The following is a 22251-nucleotide window of genomic DNA, read 5'->3' as shown; positions in this document are numbered from 1 at the left end:
CGGCCGCCGGGCCCGGCGGATCCTGGCACTAGTCGGCCGGGCGGCGTGGCGCCGGCACGGCGCCTTGCCGGGCACCGGCTTGGGCCCGGCCCAACTTCTGCGCCCGCCTGCCGGCCAGGCGCAGGTCGGTGGTGGCGTAGACGATCCTGCGTGTTCTCAGGCAGATGACGGCATAGAGCCTGCCGATGCGCTGCACCCGGTACGGCTGAGCCATCGCGACCTCCCGAAAGGCGTCGGAAACGCACAGTACGGGAGATTCTCCGGACATGGACGTCGGGGTTGCGGCCGGCGCAACGCTCTTTTGCCGTTGCAACCAGGACAACCGGCCATTGGAGCCGTTCTCGGTGTGTTCCTACGCTGTGGCCCGGTGATGCGCTCGGGGGCGCGTGCGCAGCCGGTCGAGGGGCGGAGTCGAGTGTGGCGTTCTCTGGAGCATGGCATGGTGAGTGTGGCGGATGTGCTTGGCCTGGACGTCGTGGCGCGCAGCGCACCCCGGGTGGTCGCCGGCAACGACATGCTCAGCGCACCCGTGCAGTGGGTTCACACCAGTGAGCTGATGTGGGCCGGCCGGACGTGGCAGGCCCGGCAGCTGCTGCTCACCTGCGGGGCTCCCTTCCCCCCGGACGACGCGGAGATCGACTCGCTGTTCGCCGCTCTGGCCGAGGCCGAAGTGGCGGCTGTGGTGGTGGCCCTGGGGCGTCGTTACCCCCAGGTGCTGCCCGTGGGCCTGGTCGACGCGGCCGAGCGGCATCGTGTCGTGCTGGTGACGCTGGAGCCCGAGGCCGATCTGAACGAGATCGCCGAAGCGGTCAATCTGGCCATCGCCGAGGAGCGGTGGGCCGCACTGACCGCCGCGGAGGACGTGCACCAGGTCTTCACGGAGCTGGCGCTGGAGGGCGCCAGTCCGTGGGAGGTGGTACGGCAGATCGCTCTGATGGCGGGCCGTCCGGTGGTGTTGGAGAACCTCGCTCACCAGATGCTCGCCTACGCCTCCGCCAACGAGGATCCGGCCCGCCTGCTGGCCGGATGGGAGAAGCGGTCCCGGCGGATACCGGCGGCCCCTGCAAACGGCACGGCTGTGGAGGACGGCTGGCTGACGGCCACCGTGGGTGCGCGGGGCAAGGACTGGGGCCGTCTTCTTCTGCTGCCCGCCGCCTGCGGCGCCCGCGGGACGGGCAAGCCGGTCTCCTCGGAGCTGCCCTCGTTGATCCTGAGAAGGGGTGCGCAGACTCTGGCGTTGAACCAGTTGATCGGCTCCGGTGAGGAGTACGTGGAGCGGCAGGCGCACGCGGCCCTGCTGCAAGGTGTGCTGACGCACTCCCTGACCACCAAGGAGGTCGCGCTGCGTTCCTGCGCCATGGGTCTTCCGCTGGAGGACACTCAGCTCGTCGGCCTCGCGGTGCAGCAGCACGGCAGCAGCCGGCCCTCGCGCTCCGACACGCGGTGCCTGGAGGAGCTGGTCGTCACCGTGCTGCAGCAGCACCGCATCCGTGCGCTGGTGGCGGCACTCGACAACGGGGCGATAGCGGTGCTCATGACGGTGGAGGAAGCCGATGCGTTGAAGGTGGTCGACTCCTTCTCCCGCACGGTCAGAGCCCGGACGAAGGAGTACTTCGGCCGCTTCGGCGCCCGGGGCGAGCGTGAGCGGCACGGCCAGGTCGTCATCACGGTGGGCCCGACGGTCGCCTCCATCCACGAGGCACGACGCAGCCTGATGTGTGCCTTTCAGACACTCAAAGTGGCGTTGCGCAGTCACTACTCCTTCGGTAAGGCCCCCTACATCCGGCCGCAGGATCTGCGGCTCACCGGCCTGCTGCGGCTCCTGCACGACGACAGCCGTCTGCAGACCTTCGTCGAGAACGAGATCGGCCCGCTGCTCGCCTACGACGCCCGGCACGGCACCGACCTGGCGTCGGTGCTGACCCACTATCTCGATTCCGGACGCAACAAGACCGCGGCAGCCGAGGCCGCCCAGCTCTCCCGCCCGTCCCTGTATGAGCGCCTGGAGCGGATCGAACGCATCCTCGAGGTGAAGCTGGATGACCCTCGCTCCTGTCTGAGCCTGCAGGTGGCGACCCACGCGTTGCATGTGATCAGGCAGCTCAGCGCCATCTAGGGCCCGTTGTCACCTCGGTCCCTGTCCCGATCCGAATTCTCTGCCGGCCCGAGAGCACGTGGCGGCAGGGTCGCCACCTGAAGGACGGCAACGATGAAGCATCCACGTACCGGACACCTGCCCTCGCCGTCCACGGTCAAAGGCCCGCACGGGGCCAGGAGGGTGGTCGCCATCACCGCACTGCCCGCGGAACACGTGTGGCCCGGCTCGGTGTGCGCACCGGGCAGTGACCTGTTCGTCGGGTCGGCGAAGGACTGGTTGTTCACTCTGGGCCCGGGCAGATGGCGGCATGTGCCCTTGCTGCACCGCCGGCCGGTGCTGCTCGCCCGCTTGGTGCGCTTCCATCTGGAGGCGGGCATGGCGGGCGCCACCGTGAACAGCCGCACCGCCCGGGACGAACTGGAAGGCCTCGACCTCGACGACGGGGACGTCGAGGAGTTCGTCGATCTCAGTGAGCAGGAGTACCACCGGCTGCAGACGCTGACCCTGCAGGTGCGCGTCGTGGAGAGCGAACTGCGGCGGGAGCGCGGCAGGGGCCGGGCTCAGGTGACCCGGCACGCCTGAGGGCCCGGCCGGGGCCGGTCAGGGCGGCCTCCGGCCGGGCGGCTCGAACGGGCCGGCCCCGCCCGCTTCGTTGCCGCTCGGGCCCGGCAACGAGGCGGTGTCCCGCGGCGGGTGAACACGTCTCAGACGAGTACCGCGCCGCTGCACCCGGGAGTGGTGCACGGACGTGAGGTGGTCACCATCGACGAGCGGACCCTGCGGGCGGGTTCCGCGTAGCCCATGGCGTAGGACAGTTGCGCCGCGCAGCGCTGGGTCGCGCGGATCACGGCGTCCTCCTGCGACGTGACCCGGTCGGGGTGGGCGGGGACGCTGACCGCGGCGACCATGCGGGTGGTGAAGTCCCGCACGGGTGCGGCTATGCCGCCCAGCCCGTTGCGGTATTCGCCGCCCAGGTGTGCGTATCCGGCAGCGCGGATCTGCCGCAGATGCGCCAGCACCTGATCGAGGCCGGCTGTGTGCGGTACGGCCGGGGTCTGGTCCCATGTGCTTCGCACGGCGGGTTCTGCGCTCTCACTCATCAGAACCCGTCCGGGGGCGGTGTGCAGGGCCGCGGCGGCCGTGCCTTCCTTGACGACACAGCGGCCTTGGAAGGCCACGGGCTCCGCCACCAGGACCGTGACGCCGGAGCCGCGCAGCGCACACAGGTAGGCGGGCCGTCCCAGCGAGGCGGCCAGCTCCTCCAGACAGGGCCTGGCGGACTGCACCAGCTGGCTGTCCCGGGTGGCTGCCGCCAGGTCGAACAGGCGCCAGCCGCACCGATAGGCGAGCGTTTCGGGGTCACGCTCGACCAGGCCGGCCTGCAGCAGCCCGGCCAGTGCTCGTGAGACCTGGCTCTTCTGCCGCTGGCACAGCTGCGCGATGCGGTTGACACCCAGACCGAACTGGGTGACCGCTTCCTGGCTGCACAACGCCTCCAGCAGTTCCAGGTCGCGGCGCAACCCGTGAGCCATCCGCACGTTCATAACGACCTCGCTTTCCGGTCCGCCACCTGGCAAACAGCAGGACCCGTCGTCGTCGGGAAGCGCTCGCCTGTCGGACGACGTATGGCTGCCGGCACCGACTGGGCGGCCCGGCGGCGCTCGTGACGCCTGGCGAAGAGGCCTTGAGCGGGCCGCGCACCTTTGCCGATGCGGCGGCTCCGCGCGAAGGCAGCAGCCCGTGGTGGCGGCGACGGTGGTGTCCGTACGAGACCCGCCCGGCCGAGCTCTTCGTCATCGAGCGTAGGGTGACCAGCCGCTCGGGCAGCGGGCCGGCCGGCGGACAGGGGTGGTGGTTCAACGGCTGGGCCGACCGGCGGAAAGCTCCTCCCCCACCCGGTGGAGGCGTTGTCCGCGGCGCCGGCGCACGGCACGCGCCCGTGCCGACACCAGGCGCCGCTCGCACACCGTTTCCCGGGCGGCACCGCCTTCGCGCGCACCCGGTGCGACGGGATCGGTCAGGGCCTCCTGGCCGTGCTCGGAGGGGGGTTGAGCCACCAGGAGGCCCTGCCGGTTGCTCCGCGCCATGGCAGTCACCTGGGCAGGGTCGCTGTCCGGGTGGCGGAACCTGGCGCCGCGGCCGGGCGGATGACGGCCGGCCGCAGGGAGCGATCAGGGGGCGCAGCGGCGCTGCGAGGGGGACACGGGTCGTTCGGCCGCCCTGAGGCTGCGGTGCGCGGGCGGTGGCCCCTGCGGCACCACGCATCGCCCATGGCCTTTCAGGGATCCGAGGTCCACTGCCATGCCCACGTCGGCCCGAAGTCTGCGCACCCTTGTGCCTCCCACTGTGCAGCTTGGCGAGCTGTGTCCTGTCCGGCGTCAACATCGAACATCGCGCTTCGCCGAAGATGTGCACGAGGATGCCACGCGAGAAGGCCGGCACCGCAGCACAGCCGCAGGTGTAAGACTTCTTGACACCTGTCGCGCCAGCCGCGAGCCGCGAGGAGTCGGCCTGTCGCGAGGACCGTTGCACAACGGTACTCCCGATCGTTGCACCGGTGTGCCGCATGCCGACGCCTTGTCCCAGGAGGGGACTCCCCCGCCCCGCAGGCCGTTCGTCCTGGCCGCCATGGGAGGTGCCGGGGGAACCGTCATGCTGGACCAGACCGTTGTCGCCGTCGCCCTGGATCCGATGGCCCGGGCACTGCACCTGACGACGTTCACGATGCACAGCGTGGTGCTGGTCTATGTGCTGTCGCTGTCGTCCCTCACCCCGGTCGGCGGCATGCTGGCCCGCAGGATCGGCTTGGTGCGCACCTTCCAGTGGGGGGTGGTGACCTTCGTCCTCGCGTCCGCGAGCTGCGGGCTCGCACCGGCCGGGGGCGCGGCGGAGGCGTTCATCCTCACCGCCCGCTGTGTGCAGGGCGCGGGGGCGGCGCTGATGCTTCCGGTGGCGACCACGATGATCACCGACCTGTACACCGAGGAGGAACGCGGCCGCGCTCTGGCGATCTATGCGGGACTGGCACAGATCTTCTTCGTGTTCGGTCCGCTCATCGGGGCAGTGCTGGCCGAGTCGTTCGGATGGCGGGCGGTCTTCCTCGTCAACGTTCCGCTCAGTGGTGTGATCCTCTGGCTGGCGGCCCAGGCGCACATGCGCAACACCGCGGCGGGCGGGTCGCTGTCGGTGGGGCATGTGCTGGCCATGGCTTTCGCGCTGGCCATGCTGGTCCTGGGACTGTACGGCTGGGGTATCTGGGGGTTTGCGGACCTCAGGTCGTTCGCGGCGCTGATGACGGGTGCGGCGGCGTTGGTGTTCGCCGTGCGGCTGACGCTGCGCTCCGCGCACCCGGTGGTGGATCTGCGCCTGCTGGCCATTCGGCGCTATGCGGTGGCGGTGACGCTCACCTTCTCGGTGCAGGCCGCGCAGATGATCGTTCTGGTGCACGGTGCCGTGTTCCTGCGCCAGTCGCTGAATCTGTCGCTGCTGGCCTCGGGCCTGTGTCTGCTTCCCCTGGTGATCTCTCTCACCGCGGGGACGTTCGCCTCCGGATACCTGCTGGACTCCTTCAAGTCGGTGCGGGTGCCCGCGCTGTGCGGGCTGGTGGCTGCCACGGTCGGGACGACCGCGTGGACGGCCGCGCTGTCCGCGCACGACTACCTGTGGCAGATTCCGGGGATGGTCCTGGCGGGTGTGGGGCTGGGTCTGCCGATCCCCGCTCTGAGTGCGGAACTGATGGGTGTCGTGCCCCGGGACAAGACGGCTGATGCGTCCGTGCTGCGGCAGATGCTGCGTCAGCTGGGCGGCGCCTTCGGCCTGGCGGTGGCCGGAGGGGTGGTGCTCGCCGTCAACGACGACAGACTGGACGTGGCCGGTGTCGTGAACGTTCCGGCGGCGCGGGCGGGTTTCGTTCTGGCGAGCGGTCTTGCGGCCGGAACGTTGGTGTTCGCCGTCTTCGCGCTGCGCGGCCCCTCCACGTCCCAGCCGGGTGGCGCACCGGACGGCACGTGACGCTGTTCCCGGCGGGCCGGGTCCGGGGGAAGAACAGCTCGTTCATGGCGTTGCGGAACTTGCCGTGGGATTTCGCGTCCGGTCGCCGGGGCGGGCCTGGCGCGCAAGTGCGGCAGCCGTTCGAACCAGGGGCCGCGCGAGTCCGGTTGAGGAGTGCAGTTGCCGGCCGGCTGTCCCGCGACCGGGTGCCGGTCCGCTCGGGCCGGCGTCGCTCCCGTGCCGGACCATCGCTCGAGCGCCTGGACCGCATCGTCATCGGATGGGAAACGGATGCCCCGGCCGGCGATCATGTCCGGTTCGTCCTGCCGGCCCGTGCATGCCGTCCCAGGGTGCCGGCCACGTGGCGCCGGCAGGGGCCGGGGTGAGCGGGTCGGTGAGCGGGGTGCGCCGTGCCTGCGGCGCGGCCCCGCCCCCGGGGGCGGGGCCGGTCGCCCCGTGCATCAGCGCCCGGCGCACCGCGCCCCGGTGATTGAGGTAGACCTGTTCCGGGTCGGTGGCCGCAGGGTTCACCCCCGTCAGGACCACGATCACCAGTGAGCCCGCGTCGTGCCGGGGGATCTCCTGGCGCAGGACGGCGTCCGTCACGCCCGCGGCCACCCCGGCCTGGGCCGGGCCCAGGGTCATGTCCCGGTGCCGTCGGCTGGTGAGGGGGCCCGCGCCGAGGAAGACGATCACGGGGGGCGGTGTGATGTCCGGCGGCACGGCGGTGGCGCCAGGCCTGGGAGGCGAGAACGGCGTGGTGAAAGCCGCCGTCCGGGGCGGGCGGACGCATCCGGGCCGGCAGCCGGTGATCGTGGTGACGTGGGCGTCGTTCGGACTCTCGCCCAGGCGGGCTTCCCCGACGTTCACGTCTGCACCTGCTTCATCCGGCGCCGACCTGTCGCTGCGCGCGTCTGTCGCGCAGGAGGTCCCTGGCCAGGAGCAGGTCGGTTTCGGTGAAGCCGAGCGCGTCGAACATGACCCGTGCGTCGCGGGCACCGATGCCCGCGGCGCCCGCCAGGAGGGTGACGGCGCGGGCCCTGGCCAGAGCGCTGCAGTCGTGTCCTGCCAGCAGGCCGCTGTCCATGAGCGGTGGCACGATGACCGCCGGTGAGCGGGGAGGACGTCGATCGGGTGCCGGCATGCGACGCGTTCCTTCGGGGGTGGGCGCTGAGCAACGGGTGCTCACGCTATGAGTGGCCGGGACAAGACCTCAACGAACTGTTGTTCTGGCTGCAACCACGCGTGTGAGACCTCCGGGTGTGCGACCGGCTGTCCTGCCGCCGGGCCCGGTCCGGGCAGGTGCGCCACTGCTCCACCGCGCGGCTGCCTCCCGGATGGCGGATGCTGAAGGTGAGGTGCCGGACGTCCGCGACAGCGCGTGCACAGGAAGTGGTGGTCGCATGTCTGGAATGACGGCGCGAGTGCGCGTGGTCGTGGTGGACGACCATCCGATCTACCGGGAAGGCATCGCCCGCGGGCTGGCCCTGAGCGGTCAGATCGAGGTCGTCGCGGAGGCAGCCACGGGACGGGAGGCACTCACGGCGATCCGGGCGGAGAAACCGGCCGTGGCCGTGGTCGACTACCGGCTGCCCGACCTGGACGGCATCGCGGTCGTCCACGCCGTCCACCGCGACGACCTGCCCACACGGGTGATCATCCTGTCCGCGACGACGGAGAGCTCGGTGGTCTTCCGGGCCATCCAGGAGGGGGCTGCCGGATACCTGGCCAAGGAGTCCCGGCGCGCCGAGATCGTCGACGCCGTGATGAAGGTGGCCAAGGGGCTCACGGTCGTGCCGCCCGAGCTGACCGGCGATCTGGCCGCCCAGATCCGTATGCGGGCCGCACGCGACACCCCGGTGCTCACCGAACGGGAGCGACAGGTGCTCCATGCGTTCGCCCGGGGCCTGAGCATCCCGGAGACGGCCAAGGAGCTTGTCCTGGGCGCCAGCACCGTCAAGACACACGCCCAGAAGCTCTACGAAAAGCTGGAGGTCTCCGACCGGGCCGCCGCGGTGGCGGAGGCGATGCGCCGCGGCCTGCTGGAATGACCGCCCACCCGCCCACCGGCAACGCAGCGGGCACGCGGCGGGCGGCGCGCCCGTCGCATCGCCTCACCCGCGCCGCTGTCAGGCGAGCCCCGGGCACGTGACCGGGGCCGGCAGGGCCGGACGGCAGTGGCGGCTGGGCAGGCAGTGCGTGGTGACGGTGTTGAGCATGTAGCTGTGCTGCGACTCGCCGGCGATGTCGGCGGCGTTCGTGTACACGTCGTATCCGGTGAACAGGGCGCGCGGGTCCATGAGGTTCGTCTCTCCTTCTCGCAAGGGTCCGGCCTTCTCGCAAGGCTCCGGCGGCAGCGCCCTCCCGAGGGGATGAGGGCCGTTGCCGAAGCGGTCCGAGCCGACCGCCCGTACAGGTCAAGGCTGTCATCCGTCCCTGGCCGGGTGGTCTCCCCCGGGCGGACGGCGCAGGGGGCGAGCCTGATCCGGTGCCGCGGTCGCCCGGGCGGCCCTGCCGGCCGCGCAAGGGGACGCGTGCGGGCCCGCAGGGCGCCTTGCGCCGTCCACCGGCCGTTCCCCCGTCCGGTCCATCGGCCGACGGTCCTGTCCCGACCACAATCGGGTGCAGCGGACGAGAGGAGCATCTGTCATGCCCGGTCGCATCATCACAGCCGTCCAGGTCACGTATCACTTCGTGGAGCGCATCGGCCGCCACCTGCAGGCCGCTCCGCTTCTCGGAGGGCCCCACCCCCGTCAGCCGAGCGGCGCCGCACCGCACGCGGATCACGCGGCGACGAGCCGTCCTGCGACCTGACCACTGCGCCCCGCGCCCGCGCCCGCCCTGCGCCGCCCTCGTGCAGGGCTCCCTGCCGACAGCCGGGGCTTTCTGACGCCCCGTGAGCGCGGGAAGGCACATCATGACCACCGGCACCCCCCCCGGATGAGGACGACACCTGCCCGCCGGCCGTGCTGGACGAGGCCCACACCGGCGACATCCGCGGCGCGCCGGGCACCCGTCCCGGGTGGCGGCCGGGGCGAGCGGCGTGGACTGCCGTCCTGGATCAAGACGCTGCCGGCCGCCGCCGGCCCATCGACCGCGCAGGGCGCTCCTCGTGGCGGATGCCACCGCTGCGAAGCCTCGACCCGCCCGTGAAGTCCACCGGCCGCGCGGTGGGCATGGGCGCGCTGTGTGCGTACCTGCTCGTCGTATCGGCGCTGGTCGTCTTCAAGATCGTGCGGGTGGCGAGCGGCCCACTGACCGGCCCTTGCGGGCCGACTCTTCCTGGCCGCACACCGGGCGCTGTGACATAAGTAACGTCCCCCCTGCGACCGGCCGAATGGGGGGCTCCCGGTCACCGGAGCCGGGCGCAGCATGGATACAGCAAGGAACAAAGGGCCGGTGTCCCTGCGGCGGCTGACCCTCCCCCATAAGGAGCCCACGATGGACACTCACAAGATCTTCGACGGATACGACCTTCACGTGCGGAGCGAGGAACTCCTCAGCGACCCCCGGACGACCTCCGCAGATGCGTGCAGCTGGATCACCTGGGGCGGGCCGGCTTGCCACCGCCAAGCAGTGCGCGGCCCCGTCGGGGACCCGGCGCCCAGGCCCGAAACGGGCTGATCGGGGATCCCCCCCCCCCGGCCTCGTGTCCCGCACCTGCGGGGCGATGGGGGGCAGTTGCGATGGACACAACCCGGACTGTTGCCCGAATCCACCACTTTCTACCTTGAGGGCCCCGGGCGGTCGTCGAAGGGGACTGGAGATGATCGTGGCAGAAGGCACTCTTACGAAACCCGTGTGGGAACGCGTTGCGCTGTGGATCGACGCAAGCCATGACGCGCTCCGCGCGGCACGCCGGGCGTGCAGTCACCTCGCCGGGAACGCCCGGTGGCCGCGGGAGGCGCAGGAGGATCTGGTCCTCGTCGTCTCCGAACTGGTGACCAATGCCTGCCGGTACACGGACGGGCCGTGCAGGATGAGCCTTGAAGTGTCCGCGGACACGGCGGTGGTGGAGGTCTGGGACACCAGCTCCGACCTGCCGGCCCTGCCGGAGGCGCTTCCGGTCGAGCCGTGCGCCCAGAGCGTGACGTGCGGCGGGTACGGACTGGGCATCGTCGCGGTGCTGGCCCAGTGCATCGAGGTCCTGCCCCACGAGACGGGCGGCAAGACGGTCCGGGCGGTCGTCGTCCCTGACGGCGCCGGCCCGTCCGCGGCTGCCACCTGACAGGCTGCGGTGGCTGGGTCTGGTGCCGGTCCGCAACGGCTCACGCCACCCAGGTGCGCGGCCCCCGGCCCGACGTGCCCCACCGGGAAGACCGCCCCGGTCGGCTAGCCTTCACTCGCCTCGCCCGACCGTGTGTCACGGCCCGGCGCCTCGTCAACCGTTCGGCCGGCCCGCTTGCCCCTTCGGTGCCGGCCCCTGTTCCACCGAGGCCAGACCTGCATGCCTGAAGCCGACCGCTCGGCACCCCGGACCGGCCTGACCCCCACCGACGTCACCCTCATGGTGGTGGGCATCGTCCTGGGCATCGGGGTGTTCAAAACACCGTCGCTGGTGGCGAGCCACACCGGCGACACCACGGTGTACCTGGTGCTGTGGCTGCTGGGTGGCCTGTTCACGCTGATCGGTTCCGTGTGCTACGCCGAACTCGGCAGCGCACGCCCCGACGTCGGAGGGGAGTACGCGTTCCTGCGGGCCGCCTACGGGCCGAAGGTGGCGCTGCTGTTCGCCTGGGCGCGCTGCAGCGTCATCCAGCCCGGTGCGATCGCGGCCGCGGCCTTCGTCCTGGGCGACTACATGAGTGTGCTCCGGCCGCTGGGGACGTACGGTCCGGGCCTCTACGCGCTGGTGGCCGTCGGCGTGTTCACCTGGGTCAACTGCCTGGGCACCCCCTTGGGCAAGCGGGTGCAGAACGTCGTCGAAATCCTCGCCCTGCTGTGCATGGCGGGGATCATCGTCTGCGGCATCGTGGCGGACCCCGCGCCGGCGCCCGCCGCGGCAGCGCATACGCCTTCCCTGAGCCAGGTGGGTGTGGCGATGATGTTCATTCTCCTGACCTACGGCGGCTGGAACGAGGCGGCCTATCTGTCCGGGGAACTTCACGACGCCGGACACCACATGGCGCGTGCCCTGATGGTCGGTGTGCTGATCGTCATCGCGGCCTGCCTGGCGATCAACGCGGCCTATCTGCATGTGCTGGGCCTGGACGGCATCCGCAGCAGCGACGCGGTCGGCGCCTCCATGATGCGGGCCGTGGCCGGTGACACCGGTGCGACGATCGTGAGCGTTGTCGTGGTGCTCGCCACCCTCACCACGCTCAACGGGCTGATCATCACAGGATCGCGCTCCTCCTACGCGCTCGGCCGGGACGTGGCCGTGCTGCGTGCGATCGGCACCTGGAAGGAGCAGGGCTCGACCCCCGCCCGCGCGCTCGTCCTGCAGGGTGCGGCCTCGGCCGTGCTGGTGGTGCTCGGGGCGGCCACACGCGAGGGGTTCCAGGCGATGGTCGACTACACCGCCCCGGTGTTCTGGTCGTTCATGCTGCTGGTCGCGCTGAGCCTGTACATCTTCCGCCGGCGCGAGAGCGGCGGCGAGAGCCACTACCGGGTGCCGCTGTATCCGCTGACGCCGGCGCTGCTGGCGCTGGGCAGTTGCTGGGTGCTGTGGTCCAGCCTGTTCCACGCGGGATGGGGCTCGATCACCGGTGTCGTGGTCCTGGTCCTGGGCACGCCGTTGCTGCTGGCCAAGGAGGCCCGCTCACCGGCGTCCTGAGGGAGCGTCGCACCCGCGTGATCACCTCCGGGCCAGGACGGCTGCACGGGCCCGGCCCTGGCTAGGCACGAGGGGGAAGGCTCGCCGTGAGGCGGTACAGGCGGGTGATCTGCTCGTGGCTGCCGTTGTCGTCGCTGACGAGCAGCAGGCGCAGGTGTCCTTGCCGCGTCCGGCCGGTGACCGTCATGCCCTCGATGTTGTCCAGGAGGGGGTTGTCCTGCGGCTGAAGGGCTCGCGCCCCCAGGGAAGGACAGGTGCCGAGATCGGCCATCAGCGTCTTGGGCACGAGGGCGGCGGAGGAACGGCTGGTCAACGACGTGATGGTGCGCACGTCCGTGGCCTTGGCCGGGTCGGCGAGGTAGAGGCGCACCAGGCTTCCGCGGCGGGAACTGTAGCCCCGTTCGACGACCAGGAGGCGTCCGTCGCCGGTCGCCGCGATGTCGGAGATGTCGAGGCCGGCGTCCGCGCGATATCCGTACTGCCGTGCCGGCCGCCACCGGTCGGCCGCGGCATCGTGGTCCCAGGTCTGCAGGCGCCGGACGGTACTGCTGTCCCCGGTGATCGCGCCTTCCATCGACGCGATCAGCGTGTGCCCCGCCGGGTGAACGCTCAGCCCTTCGAAGGTCCGGTTGGCCCAGGCCGGTCCGCGGGGATACACCCGCAGATTCCCCGGCACCTCCAGCGTGTCCAGGTGGCTGCCGTCGGGCGCGTGGCGGGTGATGGACGGCTCGTTCTCCGAGGCGATCAGCCGGGAGCCGTCGGCCTGGACGACCAGGGCCTCGGAGTCCAGGGTCCGGCCCGTCCGGTCGGTCAGCCGCACGAGCGACGTCGCCCGGGACAGGTCTTCTGACAGCTCCAAGAGTGTGGAACGGTCGGAGAGGGCGGAAACACGGCCGCCTGCGGGATCCACCGCCAGCGCCGACAGTCCGCTCACCTGCCTGCCCGAGACGGTGCTCTTGTCCAGGGCGTCGGAGAAGGACGTGATGCTCACGCGCGGCGAGCACGGATGCGACACGTCCTCGGCGTGAGCCCGGGGGGCGGTCAGGCACATGGCGGCAAGCGCGGCGCAGGCCAGTGCGGCAGCGACCGCCGTGCGGCTGCGACGCGCCCCGGCGTCCGTCGTGAGCATGCTTCCCCCTCTTTTTCCGGGGCGATCGGCCACCGGCCGGCCCGCGCGCCTCGCCCGCTGCGTCCAGCGCACGTCACGGGCGCGCCGGGCGGACGGTAAGCAGGGCCCGGCAGGTCCTTCAACGCGTGGTTGCCCTGGGCGCAACCGGGGACGTGCCCGCGCAAGGTGCGGCTGCCGGGGCACGCGGCGGGCGGTGCGGGCTCGGCTGTCCCTTCCCGCGCAGCGGCAGCGCCCACCCCCGCGAGGGCGGGCTGGGAACGCCGGGGGCGGCGTCGCTGCCCGCATCGAGGCGTACCCGGGTCATCGCGGCTCGCCGGGGCCGCCGGGCGCGAGGGCGTCTGCCGCACAAGGCGCGGTGCATCCTGTGGTCGCTCGTGCGGGGTGCCTCAGGTGGTGAACGCCGGCGGCCATACCGAGGCATCCAGCAGGCCCAGTGTGTAGCCGCGGGCGACGAGGGCCGGACGGGAGGGGGCGTCGAGCAGAACACGAAGCCGCCGCAGATGGTAGTCGAGTGCCTGCCGTGAGACGTTCAGCGCGCTGCTGATCTGGGCATTGGACTCCCCTCGCGCCAGCGCCAGCAACACCCGCTGCTGGATGGGCGCCAGGCGGGGCACCATCGGGTGCTCCGCGCCGAGGGGAACCATCAGTGTCAGCAGCCTCACCGGCCGCCGCGCCGACCGTGCGACGGCGAGATCGACGCGGACCATGCGCAGCGCACCGCTCGCCGTGCGGCACCGCAGCCGCAGACGGCCACGGGTCGAGCGTCCCCTGGCCAGCGCACGCCACAGGGCCAGCAATCGCTCGGCCTCGGCCGGCGGCAGGGGCGCCAGGTGGTCGCGCAGGTCGCTGGCCTCCAACGCGGCGACGGTGGTGGCGAGAAGCTCAGCCGCTCCCGGGCTGGCCCGCTCGATGCTGCCGCTGAGCGACAGGGTCAGCGACGCCGCCCCGGAGCGGTCGCGCAGCGCGAACAGGTCCTCCTCCATACGCGCCTTCACCTGCAGGGTGCGCGCGTGGTCGGTGACATCGACGTATATCCCTGCCACACACCCGCCGGCCGGACCGGCCAGGGGAAATCGGTGACCGACCGCCTGTCCCGTCCCGCCGCCGGGCCGCAGGAACGACAGGCGGTGACGCATCGGCTGTGCGCAGGCCATGACTTGGCGGTCCAGGGAGCGGAACCGCTGCACGTCCTCGGGCGGGACGACCTCGGCCAGGCTGCGTCCCACGATCTGTGTCGGCGGCGCGCCGTACAGGTGGGCGTACGCCTCGTTCACCCACAGGTACCGCTCGTCCGCGTCGCGGATGAAGGCGGCCGCGGGCAGGTAGGCGGCGAGGGCGGCATACCGTTCCCGCTCCAGTGCTGCGGCCGTGGTGTCGACGGCCAGGGCGGAGATGCCCACGACCCGGCCTGCTGCGTCGCGGCGCGGGCCGGCGGCGACATCGAGCAGTCTGCCGGCGCTCTTCGCCCGCCAGCGGACCGTCCGGCCGGCCAGAGCATGGCCGTGCATGACGGTGTCCAGGGCGGGCGGCTCCAGGCGGTCCGGGCCGTGGTGGTGGACCTCAGGCATCCGCCCGGCCGGGTCACAGCCTCGTGCGTGCCGTGCCGCCGCCCCGCCCTCAGCGGTGATGCGCAGGCCGGGGTCCGTCTGCCACCAGGCCAGCGGCAGCATGTCCAGCAAAGGCATCCATGACTCGTCCTGTGCGCGCATCGCTCTCTCATGTGGTGTGGGTACGCCGAGAAGGAGCCGGACGGGCGAATTCGCCCCCGCCCCGGGCCGTTTCCTGCCTCATCAGCAGCCCTCCGCCGTGGAAGTGCGCCCCGTTAAGCCAAGGGGAAATATCGCATCGGCCGGCGCACCGTAATGTGCGCCGGAGCGCCTGCGTAAACTTCTCGCCCGCAAAATTGGCAGCGTGTAAAGCGGACTTGGCGTGAGGCCGGGATGGGCGGGACGGCGCAAGTGCGGTCCGGTCCGGGCAGGGCCCCGGGCACCCGCCCGGGGCTCGGCCGCCGTGCGGGCACTTTCCGGCCGAGTTGACATAGGCATGAGGACGCCGCCCGGTGACCGCAAATGATCAGCGGCGTCGGCATGTGGCATGCACCCGCCCGGGTCCTGAACGGATCGCGCTCCGGCGGGTGTCCGGTCCTGCGTCGTGGCCGCATCGCGCGACCTGGGGCCCGCGCGCCGGACCCACCCCCCGGATCACCGGACGTGTCCATATCCGCACCCACGGTCACGGCGTGCGGTGACATCGGGCGGCACTCCAGGTAGGAGTGGGCCCCGCCCCGGGACGGCATCGTCCCGGGCGGTCCACCCCGGGGTGACGCCCCGGCCTGCCCCGTCCATCGGAAATGAGTGCATGCACCCCCTCACCTCCCCCCTCCCCCGCCCCGCACCGCAGCCGCCCTGCCTCACCCACCTGTCGGACGCCGAGTTGATGACGCAGACAGCGCGGAGCAGGGGCGCCACCACCGGCTTCGCCGTCGTTCTGCTGGCCCGGCACCGCACCGCGATGCGGACCTACGCGCGGCTGTGCGCGAGGACCCCGGGCACCGCCGCCCGGCTGGAGGCGGCCGCGGCCCGCGGCGTCTTTCGTGAACTGCTGCGCTACGATCTGCCCCCGGTGGCCCGGCCCCGCCTGGTGGTGGCGGTCCGCGAGGCGGCGGAGCAGCTGCTGCAGGCTCCGCACGCCGCCCTGTCGGCCTCCTTGGAGCGGGCCGCCCTGGCCGGTTCGGTACGTCCGGCGCCCCACCGCGCTCTGCTGGCCCGGGCGTTGAGCGAACTGCCGCCCGACGCCCAGTGCCTGCTGTGGCACCGCGAAGTGGAGAAGGAGGACTGCGCCCGGATCGCCCCGCTGCTGGGCATGGAGGCCGCAACGGCCGCCACCCGGGCGGCCTACTGCCGCGGTCTGCTGCTGAGCCGGTGCACGGAGCTGCACGCCAAACTCGCCCCCACGCGCGAATGCACCCGCTACACCCGCCTGCTGGAGGCCTCCTGCGGGCGCCGCACGCCGGCCGACGTCCATGCCCACTGCGTGCGGTGCTCGCACTGCCGCCACGCGGCCGAACAGTTCGACCAGAGCGACGGCCGTCTTGCGCTGCTGCTCACCGAGGCGGTGCTCGGCTGGGGGGCCGAGGACTACCTCCGCCTGCGCCGCGCCGCGGCCGCACAGCGCCCCGGCGACCAGGACGGGCCGGCGCGCACCACCGCCCGTCACGCCGCCCCGCGCTCTCGGCTCCGCGGCGGCATCGCACGGGACGCCGCGAGACGATGACGTGTTCTTTGCGGTACCGGAAGAACACGGGTGTCAAAAAGAAACCGGCTTTTATGACAGCGTGACAATTCCCGAGACCCGTACGCCGCCTGACGATAAATCAGTTCGCATTTCCGTCAGACATTTTGCAATTCCTTGGTGTTGTATCGGCTTTGGTCACGTGAGCCTCATGAGCACAAGACGGTGCCACCGGCCCGCCGGCCACGGCGGTTTTCCGGTGTGTCACTTTCCCCCCAACTTGTGAGAGGCGTCGATTGATGACGATCAACCGCATCGCGCGTCGTGGCGGACGCACCGTGAGCCTGCTGGCGCTCGCGGTCGGTACTGTCGCTGCCACCGCCCTGCCCGCCGCGGCCGAGGAGGACCGGGGGCCCACCCGTGAGCAGATCATGGCGGACTGCGAATCCGGCGAGGGCCAGTGCACGTTCAACGACCCGAAGGTGGGAAAGGCCTACCTCGGTGAGCGGCGCCCGGTGTCGGATCTGCTGTTCAACTGCTCCTCCTCCCCCGCCTCGCAGTCCATCACCTGGTCCGACACCGTGGGCTCCAGTCACTCGACGGGAGTGTCGGTCACCACCGGCGGGGGCCTGGCGGGCATCTTCACCGCCAGTGTCACCGCGACGTACAACTACACCTGGCAGACCTCGCACACCGAGAGCAGCACGGCCACGGTGACGGTGGCGCCGGGCGAAGTGGGATGGATCTCCCGGGCGCAGCTGATGCGGCAGGTGTCCGGCACCTGGCAGACCCATTACGAGGACCGCAAGTGGGGCCACTACTTCTGGTACGTGCCGGATGTGATCACGAGCCCGGCGCCGAGCGGAACCGACGGCAGGCGCAGCGCGGTGATGGTCGATTCGCGCAAGATGACCGCCGAGGAGAGGGCGTCCTGCTCCTCCGCCGCCGGCACGGACCGGGTGTACCTGCAGGCCCGCTGAGCGATGGCCGGCCCGTGGCGAGGGTTCTTCCTGCCGCGGGCCGCAATCCGGCGCAGCGGTTTGGTGCGACGGTGATGAAGGCGAGCTCCCCGTCCTTGCCGGGGGCGGGGAGCGGCGATCAGTACAACGGCAGGCGGGCCGAGGGGTTCTCGGCGCCTACTCGACCTGCGGGAGAGCCGACCGCAGGACGGCGCAGCAGCCCAGCCCCACCAGGAGGGCGACGGCGGGCAGGGCGAGGGTGGCCTGGGTGGCGGCGGTGAGCGCGGCGCCGATGCGGTCCTGGAAGAGGAAGACCGTGCCGGAGCCGTCGAGGGTTGCGCCGGCCCGGCGGGCGAGGTTGACGACGCTCGGTGCCGTGCCGGCCACGGCACCGTGCAGAGGCCGCGGGGTGATCGCGGCGAGCGAGGCGGAGACCAGCCCCAGGCCCAGGCCCGACACGAGCAGGGGGGCCGCCAGCGTCTGCAGGGCGACGCCCTGGTGCACGAGCGCTGCCAGAGCGGCGGCGCCCGCGATCAGCAGCGCGCCGCCGGCAGAGGCGGTCCGGCCGGGGGTGCGGGTGCCGGACGGCTTGCCCGCCCGGCCTGCGGTCAGGCAGGACAGAGCGATCACGACCAGGGTGATCGCCGAGGTGGTCACCGGGCTGAAGCCGAACCGGCTCTGCAGGCAGATCATCAGCGGCAGGGACAGGCTGCCCAGGGCGGCCCCGAAGGCCGCGCTCACGGCGCAGCCGCCCTCCTGGCGCCGACGCGGGGACGGGCAGGGCGGCTTCGACGCGCCCGCGGGCCGGCCACGGTGGCGGGCGGGCGCGCCGGCGCGGTCACGAAACGGGCGAGGCGTGCCGGGCCGCACCGCTCCGGGGCCGCCTGCTCCGGGCGCCCGCGCCGGCCGCGGCCGGCGCGGCGAGGCTGGTGTCCTCGTCCGGCCTGCGGTGATGCTCGCATACGCAGTGATCACAGCAGTACTCCTCGGTACTGGCGGATGCTCGCGTTGCGGCGAACCATCCCCGCCGACGGCCCCCTGTGACGAGCTTGACCGGTCTGCCGCGGCCGGGGCATCCCCCGGCCGGCCCACGTGGCGGGGGAGGTTCGCTGACGTCTGCGGCGCGCTCGGGGGCCGGTGCCGGTGACCTGGCGGGACGCCGGGCCAGCCGGTGCGAAGGCCGCTTGCCGGCAGCGGGGGCGGTGCCCGGGTGAGCCAGGTGCCCGGGGGCGGGGTCGGCGGAGGACGGGTCCGGGCCCCCGGGGGGGCGGGGGGGTCAGCCGACGTGGACGCGGGGGCGGCGCGCGCGGTCGGGTTCCGCCTTGCGCAGCACCTCGCGCGTCACCGGGGCGACCTCTCCCTGGCCGAAGAGGAAGAAGCGCAGGAAGTTGGCGAGGGGGTCGCCCTCGGTCCACTGGAAGTAGACGTGGGGGATCCGGCCGGTGAGGTCACGCACGTGCAGCAGGAAAGCGGCCAGGGCGTGGGAGACCGAGGCGCTGGGCAGCGTCAGGACGCGGTAGCGGGCGTGCCTGGTCTCGCCGTGCACCGTCAGTTCCGACTCGAACTCCGAGGGGTCGGTGACCTTCACCTCCAGGAAGACGACGTCGTCGGTGAGGCGGACGTCGTTGTCGGCACGGATCTGCTCGATCTTGTCGCGGTAGGCGGCGGGGTCCCGGTGGTCCGGCCCGAGGGCGATGAACCGCACCTCGCGCGAGGCGAGATCCCTCACGAACTCTTCCGCCGTGTGATCCAGCCGGACCTCGCTGACGCGCAGTTCGAAGGAGCGGGCGAGGCGGGAGAGCAGGGAGACGGCCATGATGGCGGTGATGAAGCAGGCGCCGATCACCAGACCGTGCGGGCGTTCGATGACGTTGACGACCGTGGTGTAGAGGAAGACGGCGGAGATGACGGCGAAGGCGTTCCTCCAGCGCCGCTGGCCGGCGGTGCGGGCGGCGATGGTCACCGCGACGGCCGCCGAGGTGATCAGGACCAGCACGCCGGTGGCGTAGGCGCCGCCCTGGGCGTCCACGTCCGCGTCGAAGATCCAGGTGACGAGGAAGCCGACGAGGGTGAAGATGAGGACCATGGGACGCACCGCGCCGGCCCAGTGCGGGGCCATGCCGTAGCGGGGCAGGTAGCGGGGCATGAGGTTGAGCAGGCCGGCCATCGCGGAGGCGCCGGCGAACCACAGGATGGCGATGGTCGCGATGTCGTAGGCGGTGCCGAAGGTTGTGCCCAGGTACCGGTGCGCCAGGTAGGCCAGGGCGCGGCCGTTGGCCTGGCCGCCGCTTTCGAACTCCCGTTGCGGGATCAGCAGCGTGGTGACGAAGCTGGTGGTGATCAAAAACGCGCTCATGATCAGCGCGGCTGTGGTGAGGAGTTTCCTCGTGCCGCGGATCCGGCCCGCCGGTCTTGCTTCGGTGTCCCGGGCATCGCCGCGTACGTGCGGCATCACGGCCACGCCGGTCTCGAAGCCGGACAGGCCGAGCGCGAGTTTGGGGAAGACGATCAGGGCCACGCCGATCATGAGGAAGACGTTGGAGTGTTCGGCGCTCAGGGCGCGTTGCCAGTCGGTGACGAGGTGCCCGTGCTCGGCGACCTGCCACAGGCCCGCGCCGACCACGATCGCGTTGAGGGTGAGGTAGGTGCCCACCAGGGCCACCGCCACGCCGGTGGCCTCGATGAAGCCCTTGAGGAAGACCGCACCGAGCAGGGCGATCAGCACCAGGGTGACGAGCATCTGCTGCTCGCGCAGTGCGTTCAGGTGCGGGTTGTGCAGCAGGTGGGTGGAGGCGTCCGCGGCGGACAGGGTGATGGTGATCAGGAAGTCGGTCGCGGCGAAGCCCAGCAGGGTCAGGACGAAGAGTTTGCCCTTCCAGAACGTCAGCAGCCGCTCCAGCATGGCCACCGACCCCTGCCCGTGGAAGCTTTCCTGGGCCACCCGCCGGTAGACGGGCAGAGCACCCGCCAGGGTGACGATCACCAGCACGATCGTCGCCACCGGCGAGAGCAGACCGGCGGCGAGAGCGGCGATGCCGGGCTGGTAGCCGAGGCTGGAGAAGTAGTCCACCCCGGTCAGGCACATCACCCGGTACCACGGCTGGCCGGCGTGCGGGGGCTGCGGCCGCTGGGCGGGTTTCGCTTCCCCCGGGCGGCCTGTCTCGGCAAGCCCCTGCAGCATCCAGGCCCGCAGGCGTCGACGCGGCTGCTGCTGGCTGGCCATGTCCTGCTCGCTTCCCCGGGCATGCGGCCCGGCGCGGCGTCCGCCCGTCCGGGCGGCCGGTGAGAACCGCACGGGCACCGCACACGCCGGCCACCGGCTGCGCCGGCCCACGGAAGCGGGGCCCGCCGCATCAGGCTGGTTTCCTCCCAGCCTGCCCGCACGGCGGGCACCGGCCAAGCCGGGCAGGCCCAAGCGGGCGGCACCGGAAAGCGGCACGGCCCGCCACCGGCCACAGTCGCTCACCGTGCGGCACACCAGCCGTCGGCGTCCCGCACGGGCGGTGGCCGGGCGGGACGCCGCCCGCGGCAAGGGCCTGCGGTGGCGCCGGGCCCAGGACGGTTCTCCTGCCGCGCCTGCGGGAGGTCACCTCGTGGTGTGCTCCTGCTGACGAGCGTGGACCGTGTGGGCACCGTGCCGGGCTTGGGTGCGGTGGGCGGTGCCGGCGGTGGCATTCACCGCTGCCGCCGGCGGGGCGGCCAGTGCGACAGCTGCCATGAGGACGGCCGCGCGGGCCAGTGCCCGTGACCACCACGGCCGCCGGCCGGCGCGGCTCAGCGGTGCCGTGGCCGTGTCCGGTGCGCGGGCGGCTGTGGTCGACTGCATCCGTGCCCTCCTGGACAGGCCACGGCAGGACGGGCTGCCGCGGTGGGTGGTGTGATCCCCGGGGGCCCTGCTCCGGGCGGTTGCCCCGCGCCTTCAGGATGGGGTGCCATCGGGCGGAGCGGAGCCGGCCGATCAGGGGGCAGGCAGGGCGAATTGCGCGCCACGGGACGCTGAGCCGGAGCGGTGCGCGCCTAGGGCTTGGGCACGGACCCGACCGTCACGCCGAAGGGATCCTCGCCCACCTTGACGGTGGTGGACACGCTGTTGGTCCCCGTGTCGATCACCGACAGCCGGTCCGTGGAGGCGTTCGTGACATAGACGCGGGTGCTGTCCCCGTTCACGGTCACCCCTTGCGGGTTGCCGCCGACATCAACGGTGCCGGCGACGGAGCCGGACGCCGTGTCGATCACCGATACGGTGCCCGCGTCGAAGTCGGCGACGTAGGCGTTTGCGCCATTGACCAAGGCGGCCGCCACACCCAGAGGGAATGCACCGACCTTCATGGAGGACACATCATGGGTACCGGTGTCGATCGCCGAGACCGTGCCCGCGTTGGAGTTGGTGACGTAGGCGGCGTCCGGGCTGACCGCTACGCCTTGGGGGAAGTCTCCGACGTCGAGGGTGGCGGTGACGGTGTCGGTGTCGGTGTCGATCACCGACACGGTGTCCGATCCGGTATCGGCGACATAGGCGCTGTCCCCCACCGCCACGCCCCGCGGAGCGGAGCCGACGTCGATGGTGTCGGTGACGGTGTTGCGGGCGGTGTCGATCACCGCCACGGTGCCGCCGGCACGGGTGACATAGGCGTGCGAGCCGTCCGGTGTGAGCGCCAGCCCCCGGGGGCCGGGCCCCACGTCGATCGTGTCGGTGACGGTGTTGCGGGCGGTGTCGATCACCACCACGCCGCCTCCGGTCAGGGTGACGTAGAGACGAGAGCCGTCCGGCGTGAGCGACACGTTCTCAGGGCTGCCACCGGTGTCGACCGTGTCGGTGACCGTGTGGGTGGCGGTGTCAACGACCGACACCGTGCCCGAGCCGACATTGGCGACATACGCGAGCGTTTGGGCTTGCGCGTGGGCGGGAGTGACCACGATGAGCGGGATGACCACCGCGACCAGCCCCGCCGCGCACGCGCGCAGCCCACGACTGATCCGGCCGCGGCGACGGCCTGAGCCCTCACCGCCTCGCTCCGCGCGCTCGGCTGTTCTCGGCACTGTGATCACCCACGTCCCGGCTTCGGAC

General features: G+C 72.0%; 19 protein-coding genes. 8 read left to right on the top strand and 11 right to left on the bottom strand.

Features of this window, described 5'->3' with window-relative positions:
• Positions 1–28: 28 nt before the first annotated feature.
• Entirely contained in the window at positions 29–214 is a 186-nt protein-coding gene (locus tag ACIGAQ_RS29865) for a hypothetical protein (RefSeq protein WP_399788280.1), read from the bottom strand.
• Between the two features lie 234 nt (positions 215–448).
• Between ACIGAQ_RS29865 and ACIGAQ_RS29860 the strand changes: the two genes are divergently transcribed.
• Both ACIGAQ_RS29860 and ACIGAQ_RS29855 read left to right on the top strand, forming a co-directional pair.
• On the top strand, positions 449–2116 hold the full coding sequence (locus ACIGAQ_RS29860) for a PucR family transcriptional regulator ligand-binding domain-containing protein (protein ID WP_399788277.1): 1668 nt from the start codon (positions 449–451) through the stop codon (positions 2114–2116).
• 93 nt (positions 2117–2209) lie between these two features.
• On the top strand, positions 2210–2680 hold the full coding sequence (locus ACIGAQ_RS29855; RefSeq protein ID WP_399788274.1) for a hypothetical protein: 471 nt from the start codon (positions 2210–2212) through the stop codon (positions 2678–2680).
• A gap of 122 nt (positions 2681–2802) precedes the next feature.
• Here the strand turns inward: ACIGAQ_RS29855 and ACIGAQ_RS29850 are convergent, their stop codons facing one another.
• Positions 2803–3630 carry an IclR family transcriptional regulator gene (locus ACIGAQ_RS29850; RefSeq protein WP_399788271.1) on the bottom strand — a complete coding sequence of 276 codons (828 nt, stop codon included), beginning with the start codon at positions 3628–3630 and terminating at the stop codon, positions 2803–2805.
• A gap of 1120 nt (positions 3631–4750) precedes the next feature.
• Between ACIGAQ_RS29850 and ACIGAQ_RS29845 the strand changes: the two genes are divergently transcribed.
• Positions 4751–6109: an MFS transporter gene (locus ACIGAQ_RS29845; protein ID WP_399788268.1), complete on the top strand. Its 1359-nt coding sequence runs from the start codon at positions 4751–4753 to the stop codon at positions 6107–6109.
• Positions 6110–6361: 252 nt separating this feature from the next.
• Here ACIGAQ_RS29845 and ACIGAQ_RS29840 read toward each other — a convergent pair whose 3' ends face one another.
• Positions 6362–6958, bottom strand: coding sequence for a formaldehyde-activating enzyme (locus tag ACIGAQ_RS29840; protein WP_399788265.1), 597 nt, complete (start codon positions 6956–6958; stop codon positions 6362–6364).
• Between the two features lie 13 nt (positions 6959–6971).
• Positions 6972–7232 carry a hypothetical protein gene (locus tag ACIGAQ_RS29835; RefSeq protein WP_399788262.1) on the bottom strand — a complete coding sequence of 87 codons (261 nt, stop codon included), beginning with the start codon at positions 7230–7232 and terminating at the stop codon, positions 6972–6974.
• 259 nt (positions 7233–7491) lie between these two features.
• Here ACIGAQ_RS29835 and ACIGAQ_RS29830 point away from each other — a divergent pair, with 259 nt between their 5' ends.
• Entirely contained in the window at positions 7492–8139 is a 648-nt protein-coding gene (locus ACIGAQ_RS29830) for a response regulator (RefSeq protein WP_399788259.1), read from the top strand.
• Positions 8140–8217: 78 nt separating this feature from the next.
• Here ACIGAQ_RS29830 and ACIGAQ_RS29825 read toward each other — a convergent pair whose 3' ends face one another.
• The gene (locus ACIGAQ_RS29825) at positions 8218–8388 is read right to left on the bottom strand and encodes a hypothetical protein (protein ID WP_399788256.1); all 171 of its coding nucleotides are present in this window, start codon (positions 8386–8388) and stop codon (positions 8218–8220) included.
• A gap of 1499 nt (positions 8389–9887) precedes the next feature.
• Here ACIGAQ_RS29825 and ACIGAQ_RS29820 point away from each other — a divergent pair.
• Together ACIGAQ_RS29820 and ACIGAQ_RS29815 are read left to right on the top strand one after the other, a co-directional pair.
• A complete protein-coding gene (locus ACIGAQ_RS29820; RefSeq protein ID WP_399788253.1) occupies positions 9888–10316 on the top strand; it encodes an ATP-binding protein in 429 nt (142 codons plus the stop codon).
• Positions 10317–10535: 219 nt separating this feature from the next.
• On the top strand, positions 10536–11864 hold the full coding sequence (locus tag ACIGAQ_RS29815) for an APC family permease (RefSeq protein WP_399788250.1): 1329 nt from the start codon (positions 10536–10538) through the stop codon (positions 11862–11864).
• Positions 11865–11925: 61 nt separating this feature from the next.
• Here ACIGAQ_RS29815 and ACIGAQ_RS29810 read toward each other — a convergent pair whose 3' ends face one another.
• Together ACIGAQ_RS29810 and ACIGAQ_RS29805 are read right to left on the bottom strand one after the other, a co-directional pair.
• Positions 11926–12993, bottom strand: a complete 1068-nt coding sequence (locus ACIGAQ_RS29810; protein ID WP_399788247.1) for an esterase-like activity of phytase family protein — start codon at positions 12991–12993, stop codon at positions 11926–11928.
• Positions 12994–13379: 386 nt separating this feature from the next.
• Positions 13380–14678 (bottom strand): PAS domain-containing protein, encoded by a 1299-nt coding sequence (locus ACIGAQ_RS29805; RefSeq protein ID WP_399788244.1) that lies wholly within the window; start codon positions 14676–14678, stop codon positions 13380–13382.
• 751 nt (positions 14679–15429) lie between these two features.
• Between ACIGAQ_RS29805 and ACIGAQ_RS29800 the strand changes: the two genes are divergently transcribed.
• Together ACIGAQ_RS29800 and ACIGAQ_RS29795 are read left to right on the top strand one after the other, a co-directional pair.
• Positions 15430–16266, top strand: a complete 837-nt coding sequence (locus tag ACIGAQ_RS29800; protein WP_399788241.1) for a hypothetical protein — start codon at positions 15430–15432, stop codon at positions 16264–16266.
• Positions 16267–16523: 257 nt separating this feature from the next.
• Positions 16524–17204 (top strand): hypothetical protein, encoded by a 681-nt coding sequence (locus ACIGAQ_RS29795; protein WP_399788238.1) that lies wholly within the window; start codon positions 16524–16526, stop codon positions 17202–17204.
• Positions 17205–17360: 156 nt separating this feature from the next.
• Here the strand turns inward: ACIGAQ_RS29795 and ACIGAQ_RS29790 are convergent, their stop codons facing one another.
• The 4 genes from ACIGAQ_RS29790 to ACIGAQ_RS29775 form a co-directional block, all read right to left on the bottom strand.
• Positions 17361–17924 (bottom strand): hypothetical protein, encoded by a 564-nt coding sequence (locus ACIGAQ_RS29790; RefSeq protein ID WP_399788235.1) that lies wholly within the window; start codon positions 17922–17924, stop codon positions 17361–17363.
• A 535-nt stretch (positions 17925–18459) separates the two neighbouring features.
• Positions 18460–20406: an amino acid transporter gene (locus ACIGAQ_RS29785; protein ID WP_399788232.1), complete on the bottom strand. Its 1947-nt coding sequence runs from the start codon at positions 20404–20406 to the stop codon at positions 18460–18462.
• A gap of 363 nt (positions 20407–20769) precedes the next feature.
• On the bottom strand, positions 20770–21009 hold the full coding sequence (locus ACIGAQ_RS29780) for a hypothetical protein (protein ID WP_399788229.1): 240 nt from the start codon (positions 21007–21009) through the stop codon (positions 20770–20772).
• A 191-nt stretch (positions 21010–21200) separates the two neighbouring features.
• Positions 21201–22118 carry a hypothetical protein gene (locus ACIGAQ_RS29775; RefSeq protein ID WP_399788226.1) on the bottom strand — a complete coding sequence of 306 codons (918 nt, stop codon included), beginning with the start codon at positions 22116–22118 and terminating at the stop codon, positions 21201–21203.
• Positions 22119–22251: the final 133 nt, after the last annotated feature.

Origin of the sequence: Streptomyces sp. NPDC085932 (assembly GCF_044540525.1) — a bacterium.
In the GTDB taxonomy this organism is placed as follows: domain Bacteria; phylum Actinomycetota; class Actinomycetes; order Streptomycetales; family Streptomycetaceae; genus Streptomyces; species Streptomyces levis.
This window is presented reverse-complemented; position numbering and strand designations above follow the sequence as displayed.

Coding starts and splice junctions, on each gene's coding strand:
- ACIGAQ_RS29865 (WP_399788280.1), bottom strand. CDS start 214: ATGGCTCAGCCGTACCGGGTGCAGCGCATCGGCAGGCTCTATGCCGTC.
- ACIGAQ_RS29855 (WP_399788274.1), top strand. CDS start 2,210: ATGAAGCATCCACGTACCGGACACCTGCCCTCGCCGTCCACGGTCAAA.
- ACIGAQ_RS29850 (WP_399788271.1), bottom strand. CDS start 3,630: ATGGCTCACGGGTTGCGCCGCGACCTGGAACTGCTGGAGGCGTTGTGC.
- ACIGAQ_RS29845 (WP_399788268.1), top strand. CDS start 4,751: ATGCTGGACCAGACCGTTGTCGCCGTCGCCCTGGATCCGATGGCCCGG.
- ACIGAQ_RS29835 (WP_399788262.1), bottom strand. CDS start 7,232: ATGCCGGCACCCGATCGACGTCCTCCCCGCTCACCGGCGGTCATCGTG.
- ACIGAQ_RS29830 (WP_399788259.1), top strand. CDS start 7,492: ATGTCTGGAATGACGGCGCGAGTGCGCGTGGTCGTGGTGGACGACCAT.
- ACIGAQ_RS29825 (WP_399788256.1), bottom strand. CDS start 8,388: ATGGACCCGCGCGCCCTGTTCACCGGATACGACGTGTACACGAACGCC.
- ACIGAQ_RS29815 (WP_399788250.1), top strand. CDS start 10,536: ATGCCTGAAGCCGACCGCTCGGCACCCCGGACCGGCCTGACCCCCACC.
- ACIGAQ_RS29810 (WP_399788247.1), bottom strand. CDS start 12,993: ATGCTCACGACGGACGCCGGGGCGCGTCGCAGCCGCACGGCGGTCGCT.
- ACIGAQ_RS29805 (WP_399788244.1), bottom strand. CDS start 14,678: ATGCCTTTGCTGGACATGCTGCCGCTGGCCTGGTGGCAGACGGACCCC.
- ACIGAQ_RS29800 (WP_399788241.1), top strand. CDS start 15,430: ATGACGCAGACAGCGCGGAGCAGGGGCGCCACCACCGGCTTCGCCGTC.
- ACIGAQ_RS29795 (WP_399788238.1), top strand. CDS start 16,524: ATGACGATCAACCGCATCGCGCGTCGTGGCGGACGCACCGTGAGCCTG.
- ACIGAQ_RS29785 (WP_399788232.1), bottom strand. CDS start 20,406: ATGGCCAGCCAGCAGCAGCCGCGTCGACGCCTGCGGGCCTGGATGCTG.
- ACIGAQ_RS29780 (WP_399788229.1), bottom strand. CDS start 21,009: ATGCAGTCGACCACAGCCGCCCGCGCACCGGACACGGCCACGGCACCG.